Raw genomic sequence first — 22,524 nt, 5'->3', positions numbered from 1 at the left:
CGTCACGCCCCGATGACCTGCTGGAACTTGCCCTCGTACTCCCGTTCCTGCTTCTCGTCCAGGGCCATGAAGACCGTGGACTTCGCCAGCAGCGCGTCATCCGGGAAGATCAGCGGGTTGGCGGCCAGATCCGGGTCGATCTTCTCCATCTCGGCCTGGGCACCCTTGACCGGGCAGATGTAGTTGACGTACGCGGCGAGCTTCGCGGCGACGGCGGGCTCGTAGTAGTAGTTGATCAGCGCCTCGGCGTTGCCCCGGTGGGCGGCCTTGTTCGGCACCATCATGTTGTCGCTGTAGAGCATCACGCCGGAGTCGGGCGCGACGAACTGCACCTTCTCGTTCTCACCGGCGAGCTGGATGACGTCCCCGGACCAGCCGATACACGCGGCGATGTCGCCCTTGGCCAGGTCGGGTGCGTAGTCGTTGCCGGTGAACTTGCGGATCTGCCCGGAGTCGACGGCCTTCTTGAGCTTGTTGAGCGCGTCGTCGAACTGGGCGGCAGTGAAGTTCGACGGGTCGTGCCCGTTCGAGCCGAGCAGCAGGCCCATGGTGTCGCGCATCTCGCTGAGCGCCGTCACCTTGCCCTTGAGGTCGGGGCGGGTCAGCAGTTCGTCGACGGTCCGCAGCTCCTTGGTGACGCTGCCGTTGTACGCCAGCCCGGCCAGGCCGGACTGCCACGGGATCGAGATCCGGTTCTCAGCGTCGAAGGGACGCTTGAGCAGCGACGGCAGCAGGTTCGCCTGGACGTTCGGGATCTTCGCCGGGTCGAGCTTCTGGATCCAGCCGAGCCGGATCATCCGCGCCGCCATCCAGTCGGTCAGCACGATGATGTCCCGGTCGGTGCTCTGGCAGGCGGCCAACTGGTTCTGCACCTTGCCGAAGAACTCGTTGTTGTCGTTGATGTCCTCGGTGTAGGTCACCTGGATGCCGGTCTTCGTAATGAACTCGTCCAGGCTCGGCCGCTTGGACTCGTCCTTCTCGTCGACGTCCATGTACTGCGGCCAGTTGGAGAAGGCGAGCTTCTTCTCCGTGCCAGAAAGGTCCTCGCTGACGCAGCCGGCCTCGGTCTGCTGGGCGCCCTTGGTGCCACAGCCGGCGAGGCTCCCGCCCGCGGCGAGGAGGGCGGCCGATCCGAGGGTGCCGGTGAGCAGTCCACGCCGGGAGAGGGGCCGGAGGGGAGTACGCATGACGACTCCTAGGGGGGGTCATCGTCGGCGGCGGGACGGGGGAGGCGCGCCGGCGGGAATGTCGGGAGGGTCAAGTGCCAGGGAGCACTGATCCTGACATGAGGAAACCTCCCTTACAAGGGATTCCGTTGCAGGATTAGCAGTTGACGACGAAATACGCCAGACTGCGCGGGGATACACGCGCGACATCAGGATTCGGGACATGGGGAGCGCACGATGACGAACCGGCAGCACGAGAGCGGCGGCGGCGGTCGCCGCGTCGCTGTGCGTGAAGGTGCCAACCACGCTCTGCTGGACGACGTGGCCAAGCAGATCATCGAGCAGCTCCAGGAGGACGGCCGCCGACCGTACGCCACCATCGGCAAGGCGGTCGGCCTGTCCGAGGCGGCCGTCCGTCAGCGGGTGCAGCGACTACTCGACTCCGGCGTCATGCAGATCGTCGCGGTGACCGATCCCCTCCAGCTCGGCTTTCCCCGCCAGGCGATGATCGGGCTGCGTACCGACGGCGACCTGGAGGCCGTCGCCGACCGACTGGCCGAACTGGACGAGGTCGACTACGTCGTCATCACGGCCGGCTCGTTCGACCTGCTCACCGAGGTGGTCTGCCGCAACGACGACCACCTGCTGGAGATCCTGCAACGGCTACGCGCGGTGCCGGGCGTGCTCTCCACCGAGGCGTTCGTCTACCTCAAGCTCCGCAAACAGACCTACACCTGGGGTACGGCCTGACGGCTGCCGCTTAATCGACTCGGCTTCCTGCGAGTCGGGGTGTCCGGGACGCCGTGATGCCCCGGTTTCCGTGAAGCGGAGTGGATCAGCGGCCGGCCGTGCGGACCGCGTCGGCCGCGCCCACCGTGTCGACGAACGACGCCCAAGCGGTCGGCGCGAAGGTCAGGGTGCCGCCGTCACGGTCCTTGCTGTCCCGGACCAGCACCCGGCCGGGCAGGTTGTCGGCCACCTCGACGCAGTCACCGCCGTTGTTGCTGCTGCGGGTCGCGGTGCGCCAGCGCGCGTCGGTCATGTCACGCCTGCCGCAACTGCTCGACGAAGGAACGCCAACTCGTCGGCGCGAAGGTGAGGGTGCCGCCGTCACGGTCCTTGCTGTCCCGCACCAGCACCCGGCCGGGCAGGTTGTCGGCGACCTCGACGCAGTTCCCGCCGTTGTTGCTGCTGCGGGTCGCGGTGCGCCAGCGCGCGTCGGTCATGTCCATGTCGTGGCCACTTCCCTGATCAGCTCGATCGACTGGCGTCGGGTCAACGCCTCGCCGGTGACGCTCTCCCACCTGCGTCCCAGGTTAGCCACGTCGAGAGGATCGGTCACGATCTGACCGCGGAGCTGGTTGTCGAGATATGCCAATTCCGTCCCGTCGGGCAGGCGACCCAGCACGAAGGGCCCGGCCAAGCCGGTATGCCACGGGCTCTCGGCGGGGATGACCCGGACCTGCACGTGTTCCCACTCCGCCGCCGAGGCCAGGTGCCGGAGCTGCCCGGCCATCACCGGCCCGTCACCGACCGGCCGGCGCAGCACCACCTCGTCGAGCACCACGACGAGCTGGGGTGGCGCGTCGCGGCGAAGCACTGCCTGCCGGTCGACGCGGCTCGCCACGATCTCGTCCACTTCGGAGGGCGGGACCAGCCCGCCGGTGTTCAGGATCGCCCGGGCGTACCCCTCGGTCTGGAGCAGGCCTGGCACGAGCAGCGGCTCATAAGACCGCAGGGAGATGGCGTCCTGTTCCAGTTCGGCCCACGGTCGGAACCACGGCAGGTCCCGGCGGCGGAACGGCTCCGGCCACAGCTCGGCCGCGTCCCGGCGCAGGACCTCGGCAACCGCGATCCGGGTACGCGGATGCGGGATGCGCCCCGAGGCGAGCCACCGCCCCGCCGTCTTGGGGTCGACGCGGACCTTCTCGGCCAGCGACTCGACCGTCTCCCCCGCCTCGGCCATCGCCACGCGCAACGCCTCGTTCGCCATCTCGATCCTCCCGCTCGCCGGGCACACCGCACATTTCGGCTCGGTGCAGCGCTGGCCGGCCCGCCGGGCACAGCGCGCTGCGCCCGTCCCCGCCGGTGCGGAGCGTCGCGCCGCCCCGCGCGGAGAACCCTGCGTCGCCCCGCTTCGTGCAGACCGCCGCCGGCCCAGCTCGGTACACGCTGCGCCGCACGTTAGCGACGCTGGGTGTTGATGTCTCCGGCCTACCGGCGTGTTGCGGTGGGACGTGTTGGCGCGGATTCAGGACGCCCCGTGACCGCCCCCGAAGTGTCACCACCAGCCTCGTCATCCCACAGACACGCCCACCCTGTGGGTGGATCCACACGACTTCGCCGATGTCGCGGTATCAATCACCCTCTGACACCGCGACATCGGCGAACCGGAGTGGATCAACAGACCGAGCCCGATGATGCGAAATCCGTTGCCGAGGTCGCAACTGCTCGCTGATTCCGTCGCGGTCAGCCTGTCACGCCACTGATACCACTTGCCGACAGGCACCGGACTGTGCGATAACCGTGGGCAGAGCGGCCGGCTTCACCCCTTCGACCGGCCCGACGACCGATGGGGCTGACATGGCCAACGCCACCGACCACCTCTGGATGCACTTCACCCGGATGGCGAGCTACTCCGCCGGCGAGGTGCCGACCATCGTGCGCGGCGAGGGCGCGTACATCTGGGACGCGCAGGGCCGCCGCTACCTCGACGGGCTCGCCGGACTGTTCGTCGTCAACGCCGGGCACGGCCGCACCGAACTGGCCGAGGCAGCCGCCAAGCAGGCCGGTGAGCTGGCGTACTTCCCGCTCTGGTCGTACGCCCACCCGACGGCCGTCGAGCTGGCCGAGAAGATCGCCTCGCTCACCCCCGGCGACCTGAACCGGGTCTTCTTCACCACCGGCGGCTCCGAGGCCGTCGAGGCGGCATGGAAGCTGGCCCGGGCGTACTTCAAGCGCACCGGCCAGCCCAACAAGTACAAGGTTGTCAGCCGCTACATCGCGTACCACGGCACCTCGATGGGCGCGCTGTCGATCACCGGCCTGCCCGGCATCAAGAGCGACTTCGAGCCGCTGGTGCCCGGCGGGATCAAGGTGCCGAACACCAACTTCTACCGGGCGCCCGAGCACGGCGACGACCCCGAGGCGTTCGGCCGGTGGGCCGCCGACGAGATCGGCCGGGCCATCGAGCGCGAAGGTCCGGACACGGTCGCCGCGGTGTTCCTGGAGCCGGTGCAGAACTCCGGCGGCTGCTTCCCTCCGCCCCCCGGCTACTTCGAGCGGGTGCGGGAGATCTGCGACGCGTACGACGTGCTGCTCGTCTCCGACGAGGTGATCTGCTCCTGGGGTCGGCTCGGTGAGTACTTCGGGGCGGTCCGCTACGGCTTCCAGCCGGACATCATCACCACCGCCAAGGGCATCACCTCCGGGTACGCGCCGCTCGGCGCGATGATCGCCAGCGACCGACTGATGGAGCCCTTCCTCACCGAGACCGGCATGTTCGCCCACGGGGTGACCTTCGGCGGACACCCGGTCTCCTGCGCGGTGGCCCTGGCCAACCTGGAGGTGTTCGCGCGCGAGGACCTCGTCGGGCACGTACGCGCCAACGAGGACGCCTTCCGGGCCACCCTGGAAAAGCTGCACGACCTGCCGATCGTCGGCGACGTCCGGGGCGACGGCTACTTCTACGGCATCGAGTTGGTCAAGGACAAGACCACCCGGGAGACCTTCGACGAAGCCGAGTCGGAGCGCCTGCTTCGTGGCTTCCTCTCCACCGCGCTGTTCCAGGCCGGGCTCTACTGCCGGGCCGACGACCGGGGCGACCCGGTCATCCAGCTCGCCCCGCCGCTGATCGCCGAGCAGCGCCACTTCGACGAGATCGAACAGATCCTCCGTACGGTCCTGACCGAGGCCTGGTCGCGGCTCTGACCGTGCGCTACCAGGAGCTGTCGTACTGGCTGTCCAGCCTGGACGAACCGCTGACCCCTCGACCCGCGCTGCCCGGCGACACGCACGCCGACGTGGTGATCGTGGGTGCCGGCTACACCGGGCTGTGGACGGCCTACTACCTGGCCCGGGCCGACCCGACGCTGCGGGTCGTCGTCCTGGAGAAGGAGATCGCGGGGTACGGGGCGTCGGGGCGCAACGGTGGTTGGTGCTCCGCGCTCTTCCCCACCTCGCTGACCGGGCTGGCCCGCCGGCACGGCCGCGACGCGGCGGTCGCCATGCAGCGGGCACTGCACGACACCGTCCCCACGGTGGGCCGGATCGTCGCGGCGGAGGGCATCGACTGCGACTGGGCGGACGGCGGCACCGTCACGCTCGCCCGGACCGGTCCGCAGCTCGCCAGGGCTCGGGCCACCGTGGACGAGGCCCGCGCGTTCGGTTTCGGCGTCGACCACCTGGCGCTCCTCGACGCCGACGAGGCCGCGGCCCGTTGCGCCGCCGAGGGGGTACGCGGTGGGACGTACACCCCGCACTGCGCGACAGTGCACCCGGCGAAGCTGGTGCGTGGTCTGGCGCGGGCCGTGGAACGCCTCGGGGTGACCATTCACGAGCGGACCACGGTGACCGCGATCCGAACCGGCGCGGCGGTCACCGAGACGGGCAGCGTCCGGGCGTCGGTGGTGGTACGCGCCACCGAGGGCTACACGCCGATACTGCCTGGACTGCGTCGCGCGGTGGCACCGGTGTACTCGCTGATGGTTGCCACCGAGCCGCTGCCGGAGCAGACCTGGAAGCGGATCGGGCTGGCGGATCGGGAGACGTTCTCCGACCACCGGCACGTGATCATCTACGGCCAGCGGACGGCCGACGGGCGGTTGGCGTTCGGCGGGCGCGGTGCTCCGTACCATTTCGGGTCCCGGATCTCTCCCGGCCAGGACCGGGAGCCACGGGTCTTCGCGGCGCTGCGGCGGACGCTGGGCGAACTGTTCCCGGTGCTCGGGCCGGACGTCCCGGTGGCGTACACCTGGGGTGGACCGCTCGGCGTGGCCCGGGACTGGACCGCCTCGGTCGGGTTCGACCGGGACCGCGGGCTGGCCTGGGCGGGTGGCTACGTCGGGGACGGGGTGGGTGCCAGCAACCTCGCCGGCCGCACCCTGGCCGACCTGATCCGCGGCGAGCGCAGCGAGCTGACCGCCCTGCCCTGGGTCGGCCACCGCTCACCCCGCTGGGAGCCGGAACCGATGCGCTGGCTGGCGATGAACGCGGCCCTGCGTCTCATGACCAGCGCCGACACCAGGGAAAACCGAACCGACCGCCCCTCCAGAAGCGCCAAGGCGCTCTCCCGCCTCCTGGGCCAGTAACCCTGCCTTCACGCGTTGATCATGAAGTTATTGCCCTCCGCTTCGGCGTGTCGCGGCAATAACTTCATGATCAACCGCGGGGTGCGGCCGGGGGTGGGGGGCGGCCCGGGGGTGGGGGGCCGGGGGTGGGGGCCGGGGGTGGGGTGGGTTAGTGGTTGGGGGGGATTACGCGGAGGTGGCCTCGGCGGCCGGTCTGGTGGGGGTTCTCCGGGCGTGGCTGGTCGGGCTCCGGGGGGCGGGGAGCCGGACGGGCGGCCTCGCGGACCGCCTCGGCAAGCGCCACCAGGTCGTCAGTGGTGGGCGGGGGCGGCTCGAACTCGCCCTCGTGCCGGACCACGTCCCAGCCGCGCGGCGCGGTGAGGCTGCGGGCGTGCTGCTCACACAGGTCGTACGTGTGCGGCTCGGCGAACGCCGCCAACGGACCGACCACGGCTGTCGACTCGTTGTAGACATAGGTCAATGTGGCGACCGCTTGCCGGGGGCAGCCGTTACGGGAGCAGCGCCGTGGTGACCTCACGTGCGGCAGGGTATCTCCATTACCGGGTCCGGCGCATCGCTTCGCGTTGCGACACGCCCGTCGTGGTGATCACAATCCGCGGTTCGTGCCGCGCCGCGCCACGCTGGCGGCGGTGCCGCTGGCCGGCCCGGCACGGGGGCTACCCTTTGCCTTATGACGAGCCCGGAACACCGCCGCCCCGGCCCCGGCCGGCGGACGCACCGCGACCGGCACGGGCGTGGCCTGCGCGGGCGCCTGGTGCCGGCGACCGTGCCGTTGGCGCGGACCAAGGCGGAGGTCTTCGATGACCTGGTCCTGGACACCGTCGAGACGTTGGAGCGACGGTTCGCCAAGGAACTGGCCGGCGTCGAGTTCGCGGTCGAGGACGTTCCGCCGGACCTGAACGTCTACGACTCCGACGTGCTGGAGGACGGCGAGGTGCCGCTGGCCCGGCTGCTGCCGGGTCGTCCCGGCCGTCAGGAGGTGCCGCCCCGGATCGTGCTGTATCGCCGGCCCCTGGAATTCCGGGCGATGGACCGCGAAGATCTCGCCGACCTCGTCCATGACGTGATCATCGAGCAGGTGGCGAACCTGCTCGGGGTCGACCCCGACGAGCTGGCCTGAGTCGGGCGGCCCCCACCGCCTCGACTCCGCACCACCCCCGACCCCGTACCGCTCAGGCGGCGCGCCGCTTCAACTTGCGCCGTTCCCGCTCCGAGAGCCCACCCCAGATCCCGAACCGCTCGTCGTGGCCGAGAGCGTATTCGAGGCATTCGGTCTTGACCTCGCAGCGCGAGCAGATTCGCTTCGCCTCGCGGGTCGAGCCGCCCTTCTCGGGAAAGAACGCCTCGGGGTCGGTCTGCGAGCACAAGGCCCGCTCCTGCCACTCCGGCGCGTTTCCGAGCAGGTCGGCCACCTCAAGCTGGCCGTCCATCAAATGCCTCCTTGTCGCGCACCGGCGTCATCGCCGCTGCAACCCCCCACGCGAAAGGCGTGCGTGTCCGTCCGGTCCCGTTTTGTTGCGTTCCGTGCGAACAACCCCATTCAAATTACACGCGTGTAATGCGTGCGCCGTCAAGCCAAACTTGATAATGGAGTCGCCCTCCCGACAACCCTGGCCGGCCACCAGGACCGTCCAGCCTCGCAACCTGCCCTATCGATTCAGACCCCGGCCGAGTAACGCCCTCTCCGGCGAGTTGCCCGACTTTTCTGCCGTGGCGCTTCCCCGACGCCCCACCGGGCGAGGAGCGCCAGCACCCTCCCTCACAAAGCTGATCTTGGTGGGGGACAGGTTAACGCGGCGCGGCGCAGACTGCCCGTCCAGCCGTGGACAGCGATCGCACCCCGCCCACGATGTGGACGGGGTGCGAACGGAAAGGTGGCGCGAAGAGGTCAGCCGGCGACCCCGAAACCGCTGCTCGGCCAGGCGAACTCGGCTATGCCTCCACCATGGACGGACACGGTGCCGGCCGACGTGTTCTCGTCCCACCAGACGGTATAAATGCCCTCGGGGAGATCGGGGTAGACCGCACTGTGGAACGAACCGTCCCGCACCCGGCGCTCCCGTACGGCCGAGTGGACCCGCCGATCGTCGCCGCGACTGATCTCGATCTCCCGGCCGTGCAGATCCCGACCCGTGTAGATGATCAAGGCACCGGTGTCGCCGCCCAGATCGAGGACGACGCTCCCCGCCTCCGACGGCCCGTACGTGTGCTCGTGCATGACTGCTCCCCCGGCCGTGGTCAGGACGACGCCGGCGGGTTGTTGAACCCGTCGTACGGCGTACCGAGGTAGGGGAAGTTCGCGAGGAACGGAGCCGTCACGTCCGCGGCGCTGAGCCCCGGAGTCACGGCGCCGGCCGCCGCGTCCGGCCGGAACGTCTTGTCGACAAGCGGAACGGTCACGCCGGCGATCGCCCGCAACGCGATACTCACCACGTCGTCGCCGACCCGCCGCCCGTTCGGGAACCCGGCCAGGTCGCCGCCGAGCACACCGAACCGGTCCGGCCGACGGTTCGGCGCGATCGCCGTGTTCAGGCGCAGCATGTCGGCCTGCACGTCGCCGGTGACGTTGGTGAAGCCGTCGATGAGACCGGCCGGCACGCCGGTGAGCAGGATCGCCACCAGGTCCGCGCGGGCCTTCTTGGACTTGTTGAGCTTGTCCAGGTTGGGAAAGACGTCCGGGTACAGCGCCGGCAGCAGCGCCGCCAACTCCGGCTGCTCGACGAACCGCGCGAACCGCTTGTCCTCCGACGGCGGCAGCGAGTTCCACAGGTCCTTCTTGGACATCGGCACGATGACCTCGTTGAACAGCGGATTGCCCAGCCGGGAGACCTGGGTGAACGGGCCGGTGGACGTGTCCGCTCCGCCCCGGTCACCGAGCACCCGGACCTGCCGGCGCGACGCCGACGTCCACACCCCCAGCACGGAGGCGGCATCGGCGGGACCGTACCGGTTGGCGCGGCGACGCACCTGCTTCAGCGGCACCTGCACGGCGATGCTGTGCACGTTCATCCGGTCGGTGGCGTTGACCGGCTCGCCCTCGGTCTTGAAGATCTTCTTGCCGGCCACGTGCAACTGCTGGAACGGCCGCAGCGTGCCGAGGTCGAAGATCGCCCCCAGGTCGACGAAGAAGCCGTCCGCGCGCTGCCCGGCGAAGACCCGCTCCCCCGTCGACAGGGTGTACGTGGCCTGCCGTACCAGGTCGGCGTACTTCGGGGTCGACAGCGGGCCGACGTTGCACGGTGGGCACGGCAGCTTGTGCGCGAGCCGGTGCTCCTTGCCGTCGGCGATCCGGGTCAGGCTGTAGAACTGCCGGCGGTTCCAGTTCCTGCTGTCCAGCGAGTCGATCGGGCCCGTGTTGTAGAGAAAGCTGTTCGGGTTGGTGATCTCGGTGGTGAACTCGAACCGGTAGGTGACGTCGGGATGCCCGTCACCGTTGTTGTCGATGTGGATCTCATAGCGCACGTCGTCGCCGAACTCGAAGAAGTTCGGCCCCCCGGACGGGAGCTGCAACGGCACGTAGTTGGCGATCAACGTGACCGTGTCGGGCTTGTCGGGGCTGACGAACGCGTAAAGGTCGGAGCTGTCGGCGACCGGATCCTTGGCTATCTCCGGGGCCTCGCGGTGGGAAGACATGGCGGACCAACCTCACTGGGCGGGGACTGATGGCGGGGCGGAGGGTGCTGGTCAGCGCCGGGCGGCGCGGCGCAGCCGGTCCGCGAGGCCGCGGTCGCGTACCTCGATCCGGGATTCACCGACGAAGACGTCCATCGTTCCGGACGCGGCGTCGCGCAGATGCACGACGATCGGCTCGTCGGCCCGAGCGGACGCGCCGGGCGCGTTCTGGGCAGCCGACAGGCCTGGCACGGTGAGCGCGGCCGCGCCGAGGGTGGCGCTGGCCGCGGCGGTCAACGTCTGCCGGCGGGTCAGTCGCGGCCAAGGCCGCTTCCGCTGATCACTGGTCATGGGGAACCTTTCCGGCGGCGGCGCGCACGCGCCCGCAGTGACGGACGGGTCCGGTGCCGCCGACCGACGCCGCCGGGCCCCTGAGGAAACACCGGCGGCGATCCTCGCCGCGACCGCCGCCGGCACCGCTTGGTACGGCCGACGGCGGGAAAAGGTTCGACCTCAGCGCCGGGCGTGACCGTACGCGGTCGTTCGCTTGCGCGCCGGACGCCCGGCCGCCGTCGCGATGGCCCGCAACTGCTCCTCGGTACGCGCCGAACCGTTGTCGGACCCCGCCATCCGGGAGATGGTCTCCTCCATCAGCGTGCCGCCCAGGTCGTTGCAGCCGCCCTGGAGCATCACCACGGTGCCCTCGTCGCCGAGTTTGACCCAGGAGCACTGGATGTTGTCGATCCGGCCGTGCAGCAGCAGGCGGGACATGGCGTGCACCACCCGGTTCTCCCGCCAGGTCGGCCCCGGTCGGGCGATCCCGGCCAGGTAGATCGGGGCGTTGGTGTGCACGAACGGCAGCGCCACGAACTCGGTGAACCCAGCCGTACGGTCCTGCACGCCGGCCAGCACCCGGAAGTGCGCGAGCCACTGTCCAGGGTGGTCGACATGGCCGTACATCATGGTGGAGCTGGACCGGATGCCCAGCTCATGGGCCGTGCTGACCACCTCGACCCAGGCGGCCGCCGGCAGTTTGCCCTTGGTCAGCACCCAGCGCACGTCGTCGTCGAGGATCTCGGCGGCGGTGCCCGGAATGGTGTCCAGACCGGCCTCGTGGAGCTGGGTCAGCCACTCGCGGACCGGCACGCCGGCCTTCGCCGCGGCCGTGACGATCTCCATCGGGGAGAACGCGTGCACGTGCATCTCCGGCACCCGTGCCTTGATGGCACGCACGATGTCCGCGTAGCCGGTGACCGGCATCTTCGGATCGATCCCGCCCTGGAGGCACACCTCGCTGGCACCGGCCGCCCACGCCTGCTCGGCCCGGTCCGCGACCTGGTCGACGGAGAGCCGGTACGCGTCGGCGTCCCGCTCACGCTGCGCGAACGCGCAGAACCGGCAGCCCACGTAGCAGACGTTGCTGAAGTTGATGTTGCGGTTGACCACGTAGGTCACGTCGTCACCGACCGCGTCCCGGCGCACGTCGTCGGCGAGCCGGCACAGCTCGTCCAGCGCCGGCCCGACCGCGCCAAACAACGCCAGCGCCGCATCCGTGTGTGCGGGTTCGAGCAGCGCCGCCGGGTCGTCGGCCGCGAGCCGCAGCCCGGCCGCCAGGTCACGGTCCGCGCCGCCAGCGGCCGACACCAGGGGTACGTCCGCCCGGCGCGCCGCCGCCTCCGGGCTGACCTTGCCGGCGACCGCTTTCGCCTCCGGGGTGACCCTTCCGGCGACCGCTTTCGCCTCCGGGGTGACCTTGCCGGCAACCGCTTTCGCCTCCGGGGTGACCTTGCCGGCGACCTCGGCCCAGTCGCCGTAGACGCTGTCGAAGTCGCCGCGCCGGTCGTCGGTGCGGCCGGTGGTGTCGATGGTGGCGTGCAGGTCGATCCGACCGCCGAACACCTCCTCCGGCTCCTGCCAGGGGCGGCCCTGCGGGAGGGCCGACTCGACCGCCATCCCGGTCGCCGGGTCGGCGAGGGCGCTCACGTGCGGCAGCAGCCGCGGGTCGAGCCACGGGTCGCCCGCCCGCACGTACTCCGGGTAGATCGTCAGCCGCTCGCGCAGCGTGAACCCGGCCAGCTCGGTGTGCCTGGCCAGCTCCTCGATCTGCGGCCAGGGACGCTCCGGGTTCACGTGGTCCGGGGTGAGCGGGGAGACGCCGCCCCAGTCGTCGATCCCGGCACGCAGCAGAAGCTCGTACTCGCCGGCGATGAGGTTCGGCGGGGCCTGGATGCGGGCCTTCGGGCCGAGCAGCAGCCGGGCCACCGCCACCGTGGCCGCGAGATCGTGCAGCTCCGCATCGGGCATGCCGCGCATCGCCGTGTCCGGCTTGGCCCGGAAGTTCTGCACGATCACCTCCTGGAGGTGCCCGTACTCCCGGTGCGCACGGCGGATCGCGAACAACGCGTCCACCCGCTCGGCCGGTGTCTCCCCGATGCCGATGAGGATGCCGGTGGTGAACGGCACCCCCACCCGGCCCGCGTCGTCGAGCACCCGCAGCCGTACCGCCGGCTCCTTGTCCGGTGACCCGTAGTGCGGCCCACCCGGCTCGGACCACAGCCGCGTCGCGGTGGTCTCCAACATCATGCCCATGCTGGGCGCGACCGGCTTGAGCCTCTGCAGCTCCGACCAGGACAGCACGCCCGGGTTGAGGTGCGGCAACAGGCCGGTCTCCTCCAGCACGGCCACCGCGCAGGCGCGCAGGTAGTCGAGGGTCGAGTCGTAGCCGCGCTCGTCCAGCCACGTACGCGCCGCCGGCCACCGCTCCTCCGGCCGGTCACCGAGGGTGAACAGGGCCTCCTTGCAGCCCTGCGCGGCACCCTCACGGGCGATGGCCAGCACCTCGTCCCGGTCCAGGAACGGCGCCGGCAACCGATGCGGCACGGTGGCGAACGTGCAGTAGTGGCAGCGGTCCCGGCAGAGCCGGGTCAGCGGGATGAAGACCTTCTTCGAGTACGTGACGACGCCCGGCCGTCCGGCCTCGCGCAGCCCGGCGTCGCGGATGTGACCGGCCACCCGGAGCAACTCGTCGAGAGCATCACCACGGGCGGCGAGCAGCGCGGTGGCCTCGTCAAGGTCCAGCGCCCGCCCGGCGGCGGCCCGGCCCAGGGCCCGCCGCACGCTCGCCTCGCTGGGACCGGAGTGGGTGCGATCAACCATCCGCTCACCCTATGCGCACCCCACCCCACCCACCCCCAGCCCCGCCCGCCCCGCCCTCGCCCCGGCCACCCTGCCCTCGCGCCGCCTCGCCCTGCCCGGCCCTGCCCGTTCCGCCCAACCCGGCCCGGCCCTGCCCTGCCCGGCCCTGCCCTGCCCTGCCCTGCCCTGCCCTGCCCTGTCGATCATGAAGTTAATGCGCGTTCACCCGGCGTGTCGGCGCAATAACTTCATGATCGACCGAGGTGGGGCCGGGGGGCGACCCAAGATCTGCGCAACTTCCCTGTTGTTGCTGCCTCGGAGGCGGCTGAGGCAGCAACAACCCTGTTCTTGTGCGGATCTTGAAGGGGCGTCGGGCGTGGATCGCGGGTCGAAGGGCGGGGCCGGGCGCGGGGTGGGCCGGGCGCGGGGTGGGGTGGGCCGGGCGGGGGAAGGGTGGGCCGGGCGGGGGTGGGCCGGGCGGGGGGTGGGATTGAGTTGGGCTTCGGCGGGTGGGCGGGCGTGGATTAGCGGGGTTGGTCGGGGTTGATGTGTTGGGTGCGGTCGTTGTCCTCGGCCGGACGCGGGATCGCCTGGGTCGGGTCGGCGGCCGGCTCGGCGGACTGGCGCGGGATGGTCTGGGTCGGGTCGGCCGACGGTGGCTGTCCGAACGGCGGGGCAGGCGGCGCGGACTGCGGTGCCGCCTCGAACGGCGGCGCGGACTGCGGGAATGCCGCTGCCGACTGCGGGAACGACGGCGCGGACTGCGAGCCCGGGCTGGCCGGCGGCGCGGACTGCGGGAACGGCGGCGCGGAGTGCGGGTGCGGCGCTGCCGACTGCTGGTGCGGCGCGGACTGCTGCTGGTGCGGCGCGGACTGCTGGTGCGGCGGGGCGGACTGCGGGGCCTGGAACGGCGGGGACGGCTGGCCGTACTGGCCGGGGAACTGCGCCGGCGGGTAACCGCCCTGCTGGCCCGCCTGCGGGTAGCCGCCCGGCTGGCCGGGGGTAGGCCATCCGCCCTGCGGCTGCCCGCCGGGCTGGCCCGGCCAACCGCCCTGCTGCTGTGGCCAACCCGGCTGCGGCTGGCCGTAGACACCCGGCTGCGGCTTCGGCTTGGGCACGTAGTAGAACGCCCGCCAGACCGTGAAGACCACCCAGGCGGCCACCGCGAAGATCACCATCCAGGCGAACCGGGTGAGGATGCCGAGCAGCGCGTCGAGGATCTCGGCGTTGGCGAGGCGGCCCACCGTCCAGATCAGCATGGTGAGCGTGCCGAGCAGCGCGCTGAACGCGTACTCGCCGAGAGCCACCTGCGTGATCAGCTTCGCCTTGGGCAGCACGGGCGCGACGTGAGTGGCCAGCAGCACGGCCAGCAGCGGCAGAACCACCGCCTCGACGCCGATGAACATGGAGAAGGAGCTGCCCGCCCGGCCGGTGAAGTCGGTGTAGTCGGCGGGACTGATGAGCCGGAGCAGCCCCACGAAGAGGAACACGGCGTTGGCGCCGAGCAGGGCGAACGCACCCAGTTCGCGCAGTGGCTTGGTCAGCTGGCGGGCCTGCGTCGCGTCGGCGGACGCGGGCTCGGCGGGGCTGGTCACGAGCTCCCCCTCGGGGCATGGACGGACAGGGCGCACGTGAGCCTAGTCTCCCCCGGCACCGGCGGACCGGAGGCGTCACGTGCGCGAGGATGGTCGACATGCGCATCGTGGTTCTGGCCGGCGGCATCGGGGGCGCCCGGTTCCTGCTCGGCGTCCGGGCGTACGCCCGCGAGGTCGGTGCCGAGGTGACCGCCGTGGTCAACGTCGGCGACGACCTGTGGCTGCACGGTTTGAAGATCTGTCCCGACCTGGACAGCGTCATGTACACCCTCGGGGGCGGCGCCGACCCGGAGCGGGGCTGGGGTCGGGTCGGCGAGAGCTGGACGGTCAAGGAGGAGCTGGCCGCGTACGGCGCGGAGCCCACCTGGTTCGGCCTCGGCGACAAGGACATCGCCACCCACCTGGTCCGCAGCACCATGCTCAACGGCGGGTACCCGCTCAGCGCGGTCACCGAGGCACTGGCGACCCGTTGGAAGCCGGGCGTACGCCTGCTCCCGGCGACCGACGACCGGCTGGAGACCCACGCCGTGGTGAGCGGTGGGGGCGAGCCCGGGAGCAGCGCCGGTGCTTTCCGGGACGACCAGGGCCAGCGGGCCATCCACTTCCAGGAGTGGTGGGTGCGGTACCGGGCGAACATCGAGACTCACCGCTTCGTGTTCGTGGGCGCGGAGACGGCCAAGCCGGCACCGGGGGTGCTGGACGCCATCGGGGCGGCCGACCTGGTGCTGATCGCCCCGAGCAATCCGGTGGTGAGCGTCGCGCCGGTCCTCGCCGTACCCGGGATTCGTGAGGCCGTGGCGGACGGCCCGGCACCGGTGGTGGGCGTCTCGCCGATCATCGGCGGCGCTCCGGTGCGCGGCATGGCCGACCGCTGTCTCGCGGTGCTCGGGGTCGAGTGCAGCGCGGCGGGCGTGGGCCGGCTGTACGGTGGCCGGCCAGCCGGCGGCCTGCTGGACGGCTGGCTGGTCGCCGAGGAGGACGCCGACACGCTGGTGCCGGAGGTGACGGTCCGCGCGGTGCCGCTGCGGATGACCGACGAGGCGGCGACGGCGGCGATGGTCCGCGCCGCGGTGGAGTTGACGTGAGGCTGGAAATCCTGCCGGTGCTGGGCATCGGGCATGTGACCGAGGGTGACGACCTGGCGGCGTTGATCGCCACCGCTGCGCCGTGGCTGCGCGACGGCGACGTGCTGGTGGTGACGAGCAAGATCGTCTCCAAGGCCGAGGGGCGTTTGGTCGACGTCCCGGCGGACGGGCCGGAGCGGCTCGCCGCGCGCGACGAGGTGCTGGCCGGCGAGACCGCGCGAGTCGTGGCCAGCCGGGGCGCGACCCGCATCGTGCAGACCCACCACGGGTTCGTGATGGCGTCCGCCGGGATCGACGCGTCGAACGTCGACAAGACCCGGCTGGTGCTGTTGCCGGTGGATCCGGACGCGTCGGCCCGTGAGCTGCGCGCCGCGCTCCAGGAGAGGTACGACCTCGATGTCGCCGTGATCATCAGCGACACCATGGGCCGGCCCTGGCGCAACGGACTGACCGACGTCGCGCTCGGAGTCGCCGGTATGCCGGCCATCCGCGACCATCGGGGCGAGGTCGACCCGTACGGCAACGAGCTTCAGCTCACCCAGATGGCCGTGGTCGATGAGCTGGCGGGCGCCGGCGAGTTGATCAAGGGTAAGTGTGACCAGGTCCCGGTGGCCGTGGTGCGGGGCTACCTCACCGCCACCGGCGCGGACGATTCCGGGGGTGCTCGGGCACTGGTCCGTGACGCCGCACAGGACCTCTTCTCGATGGGCACCGCCGAGGCCCGGGCCGCCGGGCTGGCCGACGCCGCGACCCTCACCGAGGCCGTCGGCGCGGAGCCGGTCGACCCCGCCGCGGTGCGGCGGGCGCTCGAAGCGGTGGCCGGGGTGGTCACGCCGGGCACGGTCTTCAACCTCGTCGACGAGTCCGAGGTACGCGCCGGCCTGGTCGCCCAGGTACCGGGCTGGCCCGCCGACGCCACCGCGCTGGTGCTCGGTACCGCCCCAGCACCGATCGACCCGATGGACCTGGTCCGCTTCGGCGCCGACCTGCACCGGCTGCGCCTCGCCCTGGCCGCCGAGGGCGTCCCGTCGACGCTGCTGCCCCCACCCGCCGGCAGCCCGGCAAGCGCCGCCCTGGCCCTGTAACCACCCCCGGCGCCCCCGGCGCCCCCGGCGCCCCCGGCGCCCCCGGCGCCCCCGGCGCCCCCGGCGCCCCCCGGCGTCGATCATGAAGTTATTGCCTGTCGCCTCGGCGTGTCAGGACGATAACTTCATGATCGACGCTGCGAGGGAGGGGCGTCAGGCCTCCAGGACGGCTCGGCCCAGGGGGGTCAGGGTGTGCAGCACGGTGTTGCGGTCGCGGTGGCTGACGAGCAGGCCGGCGTTGCGGAGCACCGTGGCGTGCTGGCTCGCCGCCGCCGGGGAGATGTCGAGCCGGCGGGCCATCTCGCCCGTGGTGCAGCCGTCGTCGCTGGCCTGCAACACGGCGGCCCTGGTCCGGCCCAGCAGCGCGGCGAGCGAGTCGCGGCTCGCACCGGACGCGGCCGGTGAGTCGCCGTCGGTCGCGGCGAGGCCGCCCAACCGGTCCACCGGGTACACCAGGACCGGCGGCAGCGCCGGGTCGAGCAGGGCGACCGGGGTGGCAGCGCAGAAGAAGGACGGCACCAGTAGCAGCCCGCGCCCGTCGAGGTGCAGCTCACGGCTGTGCGGGTAGTCGCGCACCTCGAGCACCCCGCTCTCCCAGCGCATGCTCGGGCGCAGGCTGCTCAGCAGTCCCTCGACGCCACCGTCCAGCAGGGCGCGCGCACGACGGTTGCGGTCCGCCGCCACGGCGGCCTGGATGCGGCTCCAGTACGGGCTGATCGCCATCGCCCGGTACTGCTTCATCGACTCCGCGAGGTGGTGCAGCGTCGCCACGTCGCCACGGGCCAGCGCGGCGGCCGAGGCGGGCAGTTGGTTCCCGGCGGCCACCAGGGTCAGGTCACGCTGGAGCAGCTCGATCGGGGTGCTGCGGACCGCGTCCAGCCCCGCCTCGAAACCCTCCAAGCTGGCGTACGGGGTGAGGAAGTCGGGGAAGTAGCCGCGCGGCGGGTTCAACGCGAAGAGCAGTCGAAGCTGGTCGGAGGCGATGTCCTGGCGCAGCTCGCGGGTCACGGTGTGCCGCCAGGCCGACGTCAGCGGGTCGCGGTTGCGGCCCTGCAACACGTGCAGGCTGAGGACCAGCTCCCAAACCGGGTCGGCCGCCGGCGCCACCCGGGTCCGGAGGATGTCCTCGCCGGAAAAGTGGATCTTCAGCATGGAGCGCTCCCGTGTCGCCGGCAGAGGGATGCCGGGCGACCGTTTCGACTCTACCTGGCCGGCAGTTATCTCCATCTTTAAGCCTGGGCTGAAAAACCTCGACGCCTCCGGGGGCGGTTGGGCATGCTTCCAATGCCCGCGCACGGCACCGACGCGTCCTGGACGCATTCGACGCCGGGGCACCGGGAACTGGGGAGGGACCGGTGATCGGGCGGCACCACGAGGGTCTGCGGCCCTTGCTCCGCAGAGGTGTCGTCCGGTCACCCCACCGCTGCGGTGCGCCTGCCCCCGCTCAGCCGACCCAGAGCGCGACCCGGTGGTCCTCGTCCGTGACGTAGAACGGCCGGCCGTCCACCTCGGCCAAGCCCTCGACGTGATGGAACGGCCTCAGGTCGGCCACCTCCTTCCCGACGAGCCGGTAGCCGTCGCCCGTCCGATCCACGGGCAACCGGAACCGCACGTGCCGGGAGGTGACCGCACCCCCACCCGGATGGTCGTCGAGCAGCACCGAACCCTTGCCCAGCGCGTCGATCGAGCCGATCACGGCCGCGTACGCGCCGTCCGCCGTCGGCGCGAGCGCCCGGAAGCCGGTCAACTCGCCCGGCGGGGTCACCCCGGCCACCGCGTACGCGCCCAACGCCCGGGGCCACACCGGGTCCGCGGCGAACATGCCCGGCACGCCGGACACCTCCACCAGGATCGGTTCGCCGGCCCCGGTGACCGGGAACCGCAGTCCGAGCAGGACCGTGCCCTCCGGGGTGAAGGCTGCCGCCTCCACGTTCAGGGGCAGGTCGTCCGGGGCCAGGCGACTCACCCAGCTCTTCGCCCGACTGGTCCCCCGGGCCAGGGTCTCCACGATGAACCGGTCCCGCACCCGCTCGCCTGGAGGCAGCAGGGTCAGCGGCGACGCGGCCAGGGCGTCGTTCACCGTCCGGTGCAGCCGGAACCGGTTGCGCACCACCTGCACCGGCAGCGGACCTACCGCCGCGTCGTCCTCGCGGAAGCGGGCCACGAACGCCCGTCGGGGGCGCAGCGGGCCGGCCTTCGAACCGGAGTGGGAGCCGAAGACGTACACCCAGCCGTCGTGGTGGGCGAGCGCCTCACCGTCCTCGGTCCGGTCGTTCTCGGCCCCGGCGTCCGCCGTGACGTGCCGGGCCGTCCACTCACCGTCGTCCAGCTCCAACAGCAGGGCCAGGCAGCGCTCCACCGGGCCCTCGTCCAGCACGGTCCAGAAACCCCGCCGCGCACCGTACGACCGCAGCAGCGCCGGCGATCGCACCGGAAGCAGATCGCTGGCCTCGTTGCCGGCCACCACGAATTCGAGGAGTCGCAGGGTCACCGCGCCAGGGTACGGAGCCCACGCTCGTACAGTGTCGGGGTGCCTGACACCGCGATCACCGGACCCGCCGTCGACCCCACCGATCCCGCCGCGTTCGCGACGCTGCACGCCGAGGCCGTCGCGCTGCTCGAGGGCTGGCAGCCGACCAGCCCGGCGGCGGCCGACGCGCGGGAGCGGACCCTCGCGCTGCTCGCCGCCGGGCCGATCACGATGAGCCGGCAGCACCGCCCCGGCCATGTCACCGCAAGCGCGCTGGTGCTGGACCCGACCGGTGCACGGGTGCTGCTCTGCCTGCACGCCAAGTTCGGCCGGTGGGTGCAGCTCGGCGGGCACTGCGAGCCGGTGGACCGGACGCTGGCCGAGGCCGCGCTGCGCGAGGCCACCGAGGAGTCCGGCATCGATGGCCTGCGCATCGACCCGGTACCGATCGACATCGACGTACACGAGGTGGGTTGCCAGGGCGGCTCGCGCCACTACGACATCCGGTTCGCCGTGGTCGCCCCGGCCGACGCGGTCGAGCAGGTCAGCGATGAGGCCGAGGAGCTGGGGTGGTTTCCGCCCGACCGGCTGCCCGAGCCGCTGGCCGGTGGGACCGTACAACTCGTCGAGCCGGCCCTGGCCGCCCTGCGCAGGTTCTGACAGCGGGTCTGCGCTGGCGACGGCCTGCCGCCGCCAGCGTTTACGACACCGGTCAGACGTAGCCCTCTTCGCCGCGCTCCTTGAGCTCGTCGACCAGGAGCTTGACGTCCTGGGCACGCTCACGCGGACAGACCAGCACCGCGTCCGGAGTGTCCACCACGATCAGGTCGCGCACACCGAGGACCGCCACCAGCCGACCCGACTGCGGCACCACGACCAGGTTGGCGGTGTCCCGCAGGAGCACGCCGGGCTTGGCGTCGGTGCCGAGCACCACGTTGCCCGCTTCGTCGGCGGGTAGCACGTCACCGAGGGTGTGGAAGTCGCCGACGTCGTTCCAGCCGAAGTCGCCCGGCACCGTGGCGACCCGACCCGCGGTCGCCGCGCCCTCCATCACCGCGTAGTCCACGGAGATCTTCGGCAACGTCGGCCAGACCGTGCCGAGCACGTCGTCCTGCTCCGGCCTGCCCCAGGCGGCGGCGATCGCCATGACGCCCGCGTGCAGGGCCGGTTGCTGGCGGGCCAGCTCGGCGAGGAACACGTCCACCCGCCAGACGAACATGCTGGCGTTCCAGAGGTGCCGACCCGAGCGGACGTACGCCTCGGCGACCTCAGCGGCCGGCTTCTCCTTGAACTCGGCCACCTGACGCCACGGCGTGCCGTCGGTCTCGTCGCCGGTCTCCAGGTAGCCGTATCCGGTCTCGGGGCGGGTCGGGGTGATGCCGACCGTCATCAGCATGCCCTGCTCGGCCCCCCGGACCGCCTCCTGGACCGTGCGCACCCAGCTGTCCGGGTCGCTGATCAGGTGGTCGGCGGCGAAGCTGCCCATCACCGCCTCCGGGTCGCGGACCGCGATCACCGCCGCGGCCAGCGCGATCGCCGCGCAGGAATCCCGGGGCGACGGCTCGACCAGGATGTTCTCCTCCGGCAGCCCGGTCAGCTGCCGGGCGACCGCCGCGACGTGCGCGGCACCGGTGACCACAAGGGTGCGATCCGGTGTCGTCAGCGGCGCGAGCCGGTCCACGGTCGCCTGCAACAGCGAGGAGCTGGTGCCGGTCAGCGGATGGAGGAACTTGGGGTGGCCGGCGCGGGACAACGGCCACAACCTCGTGCCGCTGCCACCTGCCGGGATGACCGCATAAAGCATCCGCACATCATGCCCGACGCATCCGCCCGCAGTGGCACGGGTCACCATGAGGGGCCCGAATGGTCACGAACGGGCGCGACTCCATGCGGCGATGTGCACCTCGGCGCTGGACTCCCAGGTGAACTCCTTGGCCCGGTCGAAGCCGGCCTTCGCCAGCGACAACCGGCGCTGCTCGTCGTCGAGCAGGGCGGCCAGGTCGGTGGCGATCTGCTCCGGGTCCTCGGAGGTGTACGCGACCGCGTCGCCACCCACCTCGGGCAGCGACAGGCGGGGCGTGGTCAGCACCGGGGCGGCGCACGCCATCGCCTCCAGGATCGGCAGGCCGAACCCCTCGCCGTACGACGGGTACGCGGCGACCAGCGCGCCGCCGAGGAAGCCGGGCAGGTCGGCGTACCGCAGATAACCGGGGCGCAGCAGGCGCAGGTGCGACGGGACCTCGGCCACCGCGCGGTCGATGTCGTCGTCGTGCCCCTGCCCGCCGGCGATCACCAGCGCCGGCGGGTCGGTCCGGTCGGCCACCGCACGAGCCCAACCCCGGATCAGATTGGGTACGTTCTTGCGCGGCTCCTTGGCACCGAGGAAGGCGACGTAGCTGCTGTTGCCCAGCCCGAGCCGAGCGCGTACGCGGGCCTTCTCATCCTCGCTGGGCGCGTGGAAGGCGGCGTGGTCGACGCCGTGGTAGGCCACGTCGATGCGGGTCGGGTCGGCGTCGAGCAGCCGGATCAGCTCGTCACGGGTGGCCTTGCTGGGCACGATCACCCGGTCGGCGCGACGCATCGACGTCTTGATGGCGCTGCGGAAGAACGTCCGGCGCGACTTGTCGTAGTGCTCCGGCTCGGTGAAGAACGTCGCGTCGTGCACGGTGACCGTCACCGGACAGCCGGCCCGCAGCGGGCAGGTGTAGAAGGGCGAGTGCAGCACCTGCGCGCCGACCTGCTGGGCGAGCAGCGGCAGACCGGTCTGCTCCCAGGCGAGGCGGGCCGGGCGGTGCGCCACGGCGGCCGGAGCGGGGATGATCTCCGCACCGGGCAGCATCCGGGTGTAACGCTCCAGGTCGGTGCGGAGGCTCACCACGGCCAGCTCCACCCCCGAACCGCACACCTTGCCGAGGGCACCGAGCAGACCGTCGACGTATCGACCGACGCCACCACGGTCGGTGGGGACACTCGTGGCGTCGATGAGCACGCGGGGCGGGCGACCGGCGGTCACGGGGCGACTCCTTGCGGGTGGGTCTGTGGGGAACAACACTCCGGGGGTAAAGCC

At 71.6% G+C, this 22,524-nt stretch carries 22 protein-coding genes; 7 read left to right on the top strand and 15 right to left on the bottom strand.

Annotation, left to right across the window (positions count from 1 at the left end; genetic code table 11):
- Positions 1–2: 2 nt before the first annotated feature.
- Positions 3–1,187 carry a spermidine/putrescine ABC transporter substrate-binding protein gene (locus ABZU91_RS15275; RefSeq protein ID WP_355239705.1) on the bottom strand — a complete coding sequence of 395 codons (1,185 nt, stop codon included), beginning with the start codon at positions 1,185–1,187 and terminating at the stop codon, positions 3–5.
- Positions 1,188–1,403: 216 nt separating this feature from the next.
- Here ABZU91_RS15275 and ABZU91_RS15270 point away from each other — a divergent pair, with 216 nt between their 5' ends.
- Positions 1,404–1,916: an Lrp/AsnC family transcriptional regulator gene (locus tag ABZU91_RS15270; protein ID WP_355053574.1), complete on the top strand. Its 513-nt coding sequence runs from the start codon at positions 1,404–1,406 to the stop codon at positions 1,914–1,916.
- Positions 1,917–2,001: 85 nt separating this feature from the next.
- Here ABZU91_RS15270 and ABZU91_RS15265 read toward each other — a convergent pair whose 3' ends face one another.
- The 3 genes from ABZU91_RS15265 to ABZU91_RS15255 are packed head-to-tail and all read right to left on the bottom strand — an operon-like array spanning position 2,002 to position 3,159.
- On the bottom strand, positions 2,002–2,208 hold the full coding sequence (locus ABZU91_RS15265; protein ID WP_355239702.1) for a DUF397 domain-containing protein: 207 nt from the start codon (positions 2,206–2,208) through the stop codon (positions 2,002–2,004).
- Between the two features lies 1 nt (position 2,209).
- Entirely contained in the window at positions 2,210–2,398 is a 189-nt protein-coding gene (locus tag ABZU91_RS15260; RefSeq protein WP_355239699.1) for a DUF397 domain-containing protein, read from the bottom strand.
- Complete coding sequence (locus tag ABZU91_RS15255) at positions 2,389–3,159, bottom strand: helix-turn-helix transcriptional regulator (protein WP_355239696.1); 771 nt, start codon at positions 3,157–3,159, stop codon at positions 2,389–2,391. Before ABZU91_RS15255 ends, ABZU91_RS15260 begins: the two co-directional genes overlap by 10 nt.
- A gap of 590 nt (positions 3,160–3,749) precedes the next feature.
- Between ABZU91_RS15255 and ABZU91_RS15250 the strand changes: the two genes are divergently transcribed.
- Together ABZU91_RS15250 and ABZU91_RS15245 are read left to right on the top strand one after the other, a co-directional pair.
- Positions 3,750–5,096 (top strand): aspartate aminotransferase family protein, encoded by a 1,347-nt coding sequence (locus tag ABZU91_RS15250; protein ID WP_355239693.1) that lies wholly within the window; start codon positions 3,750–3,752, stop codon positions 5,094–5,096.
- Between the two features lie 2 nt (positions 5,097–5,098).
- Positions 5,099–6,475, top strand: a complete 1,377-nt coding sequence (locus tag ABZU91_RS15245) for an FAD-binding oxidoreductase (protein ID WP_355239690.1) — start codon at positions 5,099–5,101, stop codon at positions 6,473–6,475.
- Between the two features lie 148 nt (positions 6,476–6,623).
- On the opposite strand, the gene ABZU91_RS15240 is transcribed toward ABZU91_RS15245, so the two are convergent.
- Positions 6,624–6,992 carry a DUF3499 domain-containing protein gene (locus ABZU91_RS15240; RefSeq protein WP_355239687.1) on the bottom strand — a complete coding sequence of 123 codons (369 nt, stop codon included), beginning with the start codon at positions 6,990–6,992 and terminating at the stop codon, positions 6,624–6,626.
- A 153-nt stretch (positions 6,993–7,145) separates the two neighbouring features.
- Here ABZU91_RS15240 and ABZU91_RS15235 point away from each other — a divergent pair, with 153 nt between their 5' ends.
- Positions 7,146–7,595: a metallopeptidase family protein gene (locus ABZU91_RS15235; protein ID WP_091292591.1), complete on the top strand. Its 450-nt coding sequence runs from the start codon at positions 7,146–7,148 to the stop codon at positions 7,593–7,595.
- 52 nt (positions 7,596–7,647) lie between these two features.
- On the opposite strand, the gene ABZU91_RS15230 is transcribed toward ABZU91_RS15235, so the two are convergent.
- The 6 genes from ABZU91_RS15230 to ABZU91_RS15205 all read right to left on the bottom strand — a co-directional run bounded on the left by ABZU91_RS15230 (position 7,648) and on the right by ABZU91_RS15205 (position 14,817).
- On the bottom strand, positions 7,648–7,905 hold the full coding sequence (locus ABZU91_RS15230; RefSeq protein ID WP_007455784.1) for a WhiB family transcriptional regulator: 258 nt from the start codon (positions 7,903–7,905) through the stop codon (positions 7,648–7,650).
- A gap of 458 nt (positions 7,906–8,363) precedes the next feature.
- Positions 8,364–8,693: a phospholipase gene (locus ABZU91_RS15225; RefSeq protein WP_355239683.1), complete on the bottom strand. Its 330-nt coding sequence runs from the start codon at positions 8,691–8,693 to the stop codon at positions 8,364–8,366.
- Positions 8,694–8,713: 20 nt separating this feature from the next.
- Positions 8,714–10,108: a DUF4331 domain-containing protein gene (locus ABZU91_RS15220; RefSeq protein WP_355239681.1), complete on the bottom strand. Its 1,395-nt coding sequence runs from the start codon at positions 10,106–10,108 to the stop codon at positions 8,714–8,716.
- A gap of 51 nt (positions 10,109–10,159) precedes the next feature.
- On the bottom strand, positions 10,160–10,438 hold the full coding sequence (locus ABZU91_RS15215; RefSeq protein WP_355239678.1) for a hypothetical protein: 279 nt from the start codon (positions 10,436–10,438) through the stop codon (positions 10,160–10,162).
- A 162-nt stretch (positions 10,439–10,600) separates the two neighbouring features.
- Positions 10,601–13,243 (bottom strand): bifunctional FO biosynthesis protein CofGH, encoded by a 2,643-nt coding sequence (locus ABZU91_RS15210; RefSeq protein WP_355239675.1) that lies wholly within the window; start codon positions 13,241–13,243, stop codon positions 10,601–10,603.
- A gap of 503 nt (positions 13,244–13,746) precedes the next feature.
- The gene (locus tag ABZU91_RS15205; RefSeq protein WP_355239672.1) at positions 13,747–14,817 is read right to left on the bottom strand and encodes a hypothetical protein; all 1,071 of its coding nucleotides are present in this window, start codon (positions 14,815–14,817) and stop codon (positions 13,747–13,749) included.
- Between the two features lie 98 nt (positions 14,818–14,915).
- On the opposite strand from ABZU91_RS15205, the gene cofD reads away from it, so the two are divergent.
- Positions 14,916–15,902, top strand: a complete 987-nt coding sequence (gene cofD / locus ABZU91_RS15200; RefSeq protein WP_355239669.1) for a 2-phospho-L-lactate transferase — start codon at positions 14,916–14,918, stop codon at positions 15,900–15,902.
- Entirely contained in the window at positions 15,899–16,987 is a 1,089-nt protein-coding gene (locus ABZU91_RS15195) for a coenzyme F420-0:L-glutamate ligase (RefSeq protein WP_355239666.1), read from the top strand. Before cofD ends, ABZU91_RS15195 begins: the two co-directional genes overlap by 4 nt.
- A gap of 153 nt (positions 16,988–17,140) precedes the next feature.
- On the opposite strand, the gene ABZU91_RS15190 is transcribed toward ABZU91_RS15195, so the two are convergent.
- Together ABZU91_RS15190 and ABZU91_RS15185 are read right to left on the bottom strand one after the other, a co-directional pair.
- Entirely contained in the window at positions 17,141–18,139 is a 999-nt protein-coding gene (locus ABZU91_RS15190; RefSeq protein ID WP_355239663.1) for a winged helix-turn-helix domain-containing protein, read from the bottom strand.
- A 292-nt stretch (positions 18,140–18,431) separates the two neighbouring features.
- Positions 18,432–19,478, bottom strand: a complete 1,047-nt coding sequence (locus ABZU91_RS15185; RefSeq protein ID WP_355239661.1) for a hypothetical protein — start codon at positions 19,476–19,478, stop codon at positions 18,432–18,434.
- 54 nt (positions 19,479–19,532) lie between these two features.
- Between ABZU91_RS15185 and ABZU91_RS15180 the strand changes: the two genes are divergently transcribed.
- Positions 19,533–20,117: an NUDIX hydrolase gene (locus ABZU91_RS15180; protein ID WP_355239833.1), complete on the top strand. Its 585-nt coding sequence runs from the start codon at positions 19,533–19,535 to the stop codon at positions 20,115–20,117.
- A gap of 52 nt (positions 20,118–20,169) precedes the next feature.
- On the opposite strand, the gene ABZU91_RS15175 is transcribed toward ABZU91_RS15180, so the two are convergent.
- Together ABZU91_RS15175 and ABZU91_RS15170 are read right to left on the bottom strand one after the other, a co-directional pair.
- Complete coding sequence (locus tag ABZU91_RS15175) at positions 20,170–21,261, bottom strand: sugar phosphate nucleotidyltransferase (RefSeq protein ID WP_355239658.1); 1,092 nt, start codon at positions 21,259–21,261, stop codon at positions 20,170–20,172.
- Positions 21,262–21,324: 63 nt separating this feature from the next.
- A complete protein-coding gene (locus tag ABZU91_RS15170) occupies positions 21,325–22,470 on the bottom strand; it encodes a glycosyltransferase family 1 protein (RefSeq protein WP_355239655.1) in 1,146 nt (381 codons plus the stop codon).
- Positions 22,471–22,524 lie beyond the last annotated feature (54 nt).

This window comes from Micromonospora sp. NPDC005174 (genome assembly GCF_040608495.1).
GTDB lineage: Bacteria > Actinomycetota > Actinomycetes > Mycobacteriales > Micromonosporaceae > Micromonospora.
This window is presented reverse-complemented; position numbering and strand designations above follow the sequence as displayed.

Bases quoted from the DNA above. Each gene is read 5' to 3' on its own strand.
- ABZU91_RS15275 (WP_355239705.1), bottom strand. From the start codon at position 1,187: ATGCGTACTCCCCTCCGGCCCCTCTCCCGGCGTGGACTGCTCACCGGC.
- cofD (WP_355239669.1), top strand. From the start codon at position 14,916: ATGCGCATCGTGGTTCTGGCCGGCGGCATCGGGGGCGCCCGGTTCCTG.
- ABZU91_RS15260 (WP_355239699.1), bottom strand. From the start codon at position 2,398: ATGGACATGACCGACGCGCGCTGGCGCACCGCGACCCGCAGCAGCAAC.
- ABZU91_RS15255 (WP_355239696.1), bottom strand. From the start codon at position 3,159: ATGGCGAACGAGGCGTTGCGCGTGGCGATGGCCGAGGCGGGGGAGACG.
- ABZU91_RS15265 (WP_355239702.1), bottom strand. From the start codon at position 2,208: ATGACCGACGCGCGCTGGCGCACCGCGACCCGCAGCAGCAACAACGGC.
- ABZU91_RS15220 (WP_355239681.1), bottom strand. From the start codon at position 10,108: ATGTCTTCCCACCGCGAGGCCCCGGAGATAGCCAAGGATCCGGTCGCC.
- ABZU91_RS15190 (WP_355239663.1), bottom strand. From the start codon at position 18,139: ATGCTGAAGATCCACTTTTCCGGCGAGGACATCCTCCGGACCCGGGTG.
- ABZU91_RS15215 (WP_355239678.1), bottom strand. From the start codon at position 10,438: ATGACCAGTGATCAGCGGAAGCGGCCTTGGCCGCGACTGACCCGCCGG.
- ABZU91_RS15175 (WP_355239658.1), bottom strand. From the start codon at position 21,261: ATGCTTTATGCGGTCATCCCGGCAGGTGGCAGCGGCACGAGGTTGTGG.
- ABZU91_RS15230 (WP_007455784.1), bottom strand. From the start codon at position 7,905: ATGGACGGCCAGCTTGAGGTGGCCGACCTGCTCGGAAACGCGCCGGAG.
- ABZU91_RS15270 (WP_355053574.1), top strand. From the start codon at position 1,404: ATGACGAACCGGCAGCACGAGAGCGGCGGCGGCGGTCGCCGCGTCGCT.
- ABZU91_RS15210 (WP_355239675.1), bottom strand. From the start codon at position 13,243: ATGGTTGATCGCACCCACTCCGGTCCCAGCGAGGCGAGCGTGCGGCGG.
- ABZU91_RS15225 (WP_355239683.1), bottom strand. From the start codon at position 8,693: ATGCACGAGCACACGTACGGGCCGTCGGAGGCGGGGAGCGTCGTCCTC.
- ABZU91_RS15250 (WP_355239693.1), top strand. From the start codon at position 3,750: ATGGCCAACGCCACCGACCACCTCTGGATGCACTTCACCCGGATGGCG.
- ABZU91_RS15235 (WP_091292591.1), top strand. From the start codon at position 7,146: ATGACGAGCCCGGAACACCGCCGCCCCGGCCCCGGCCGGCGGACGCAC.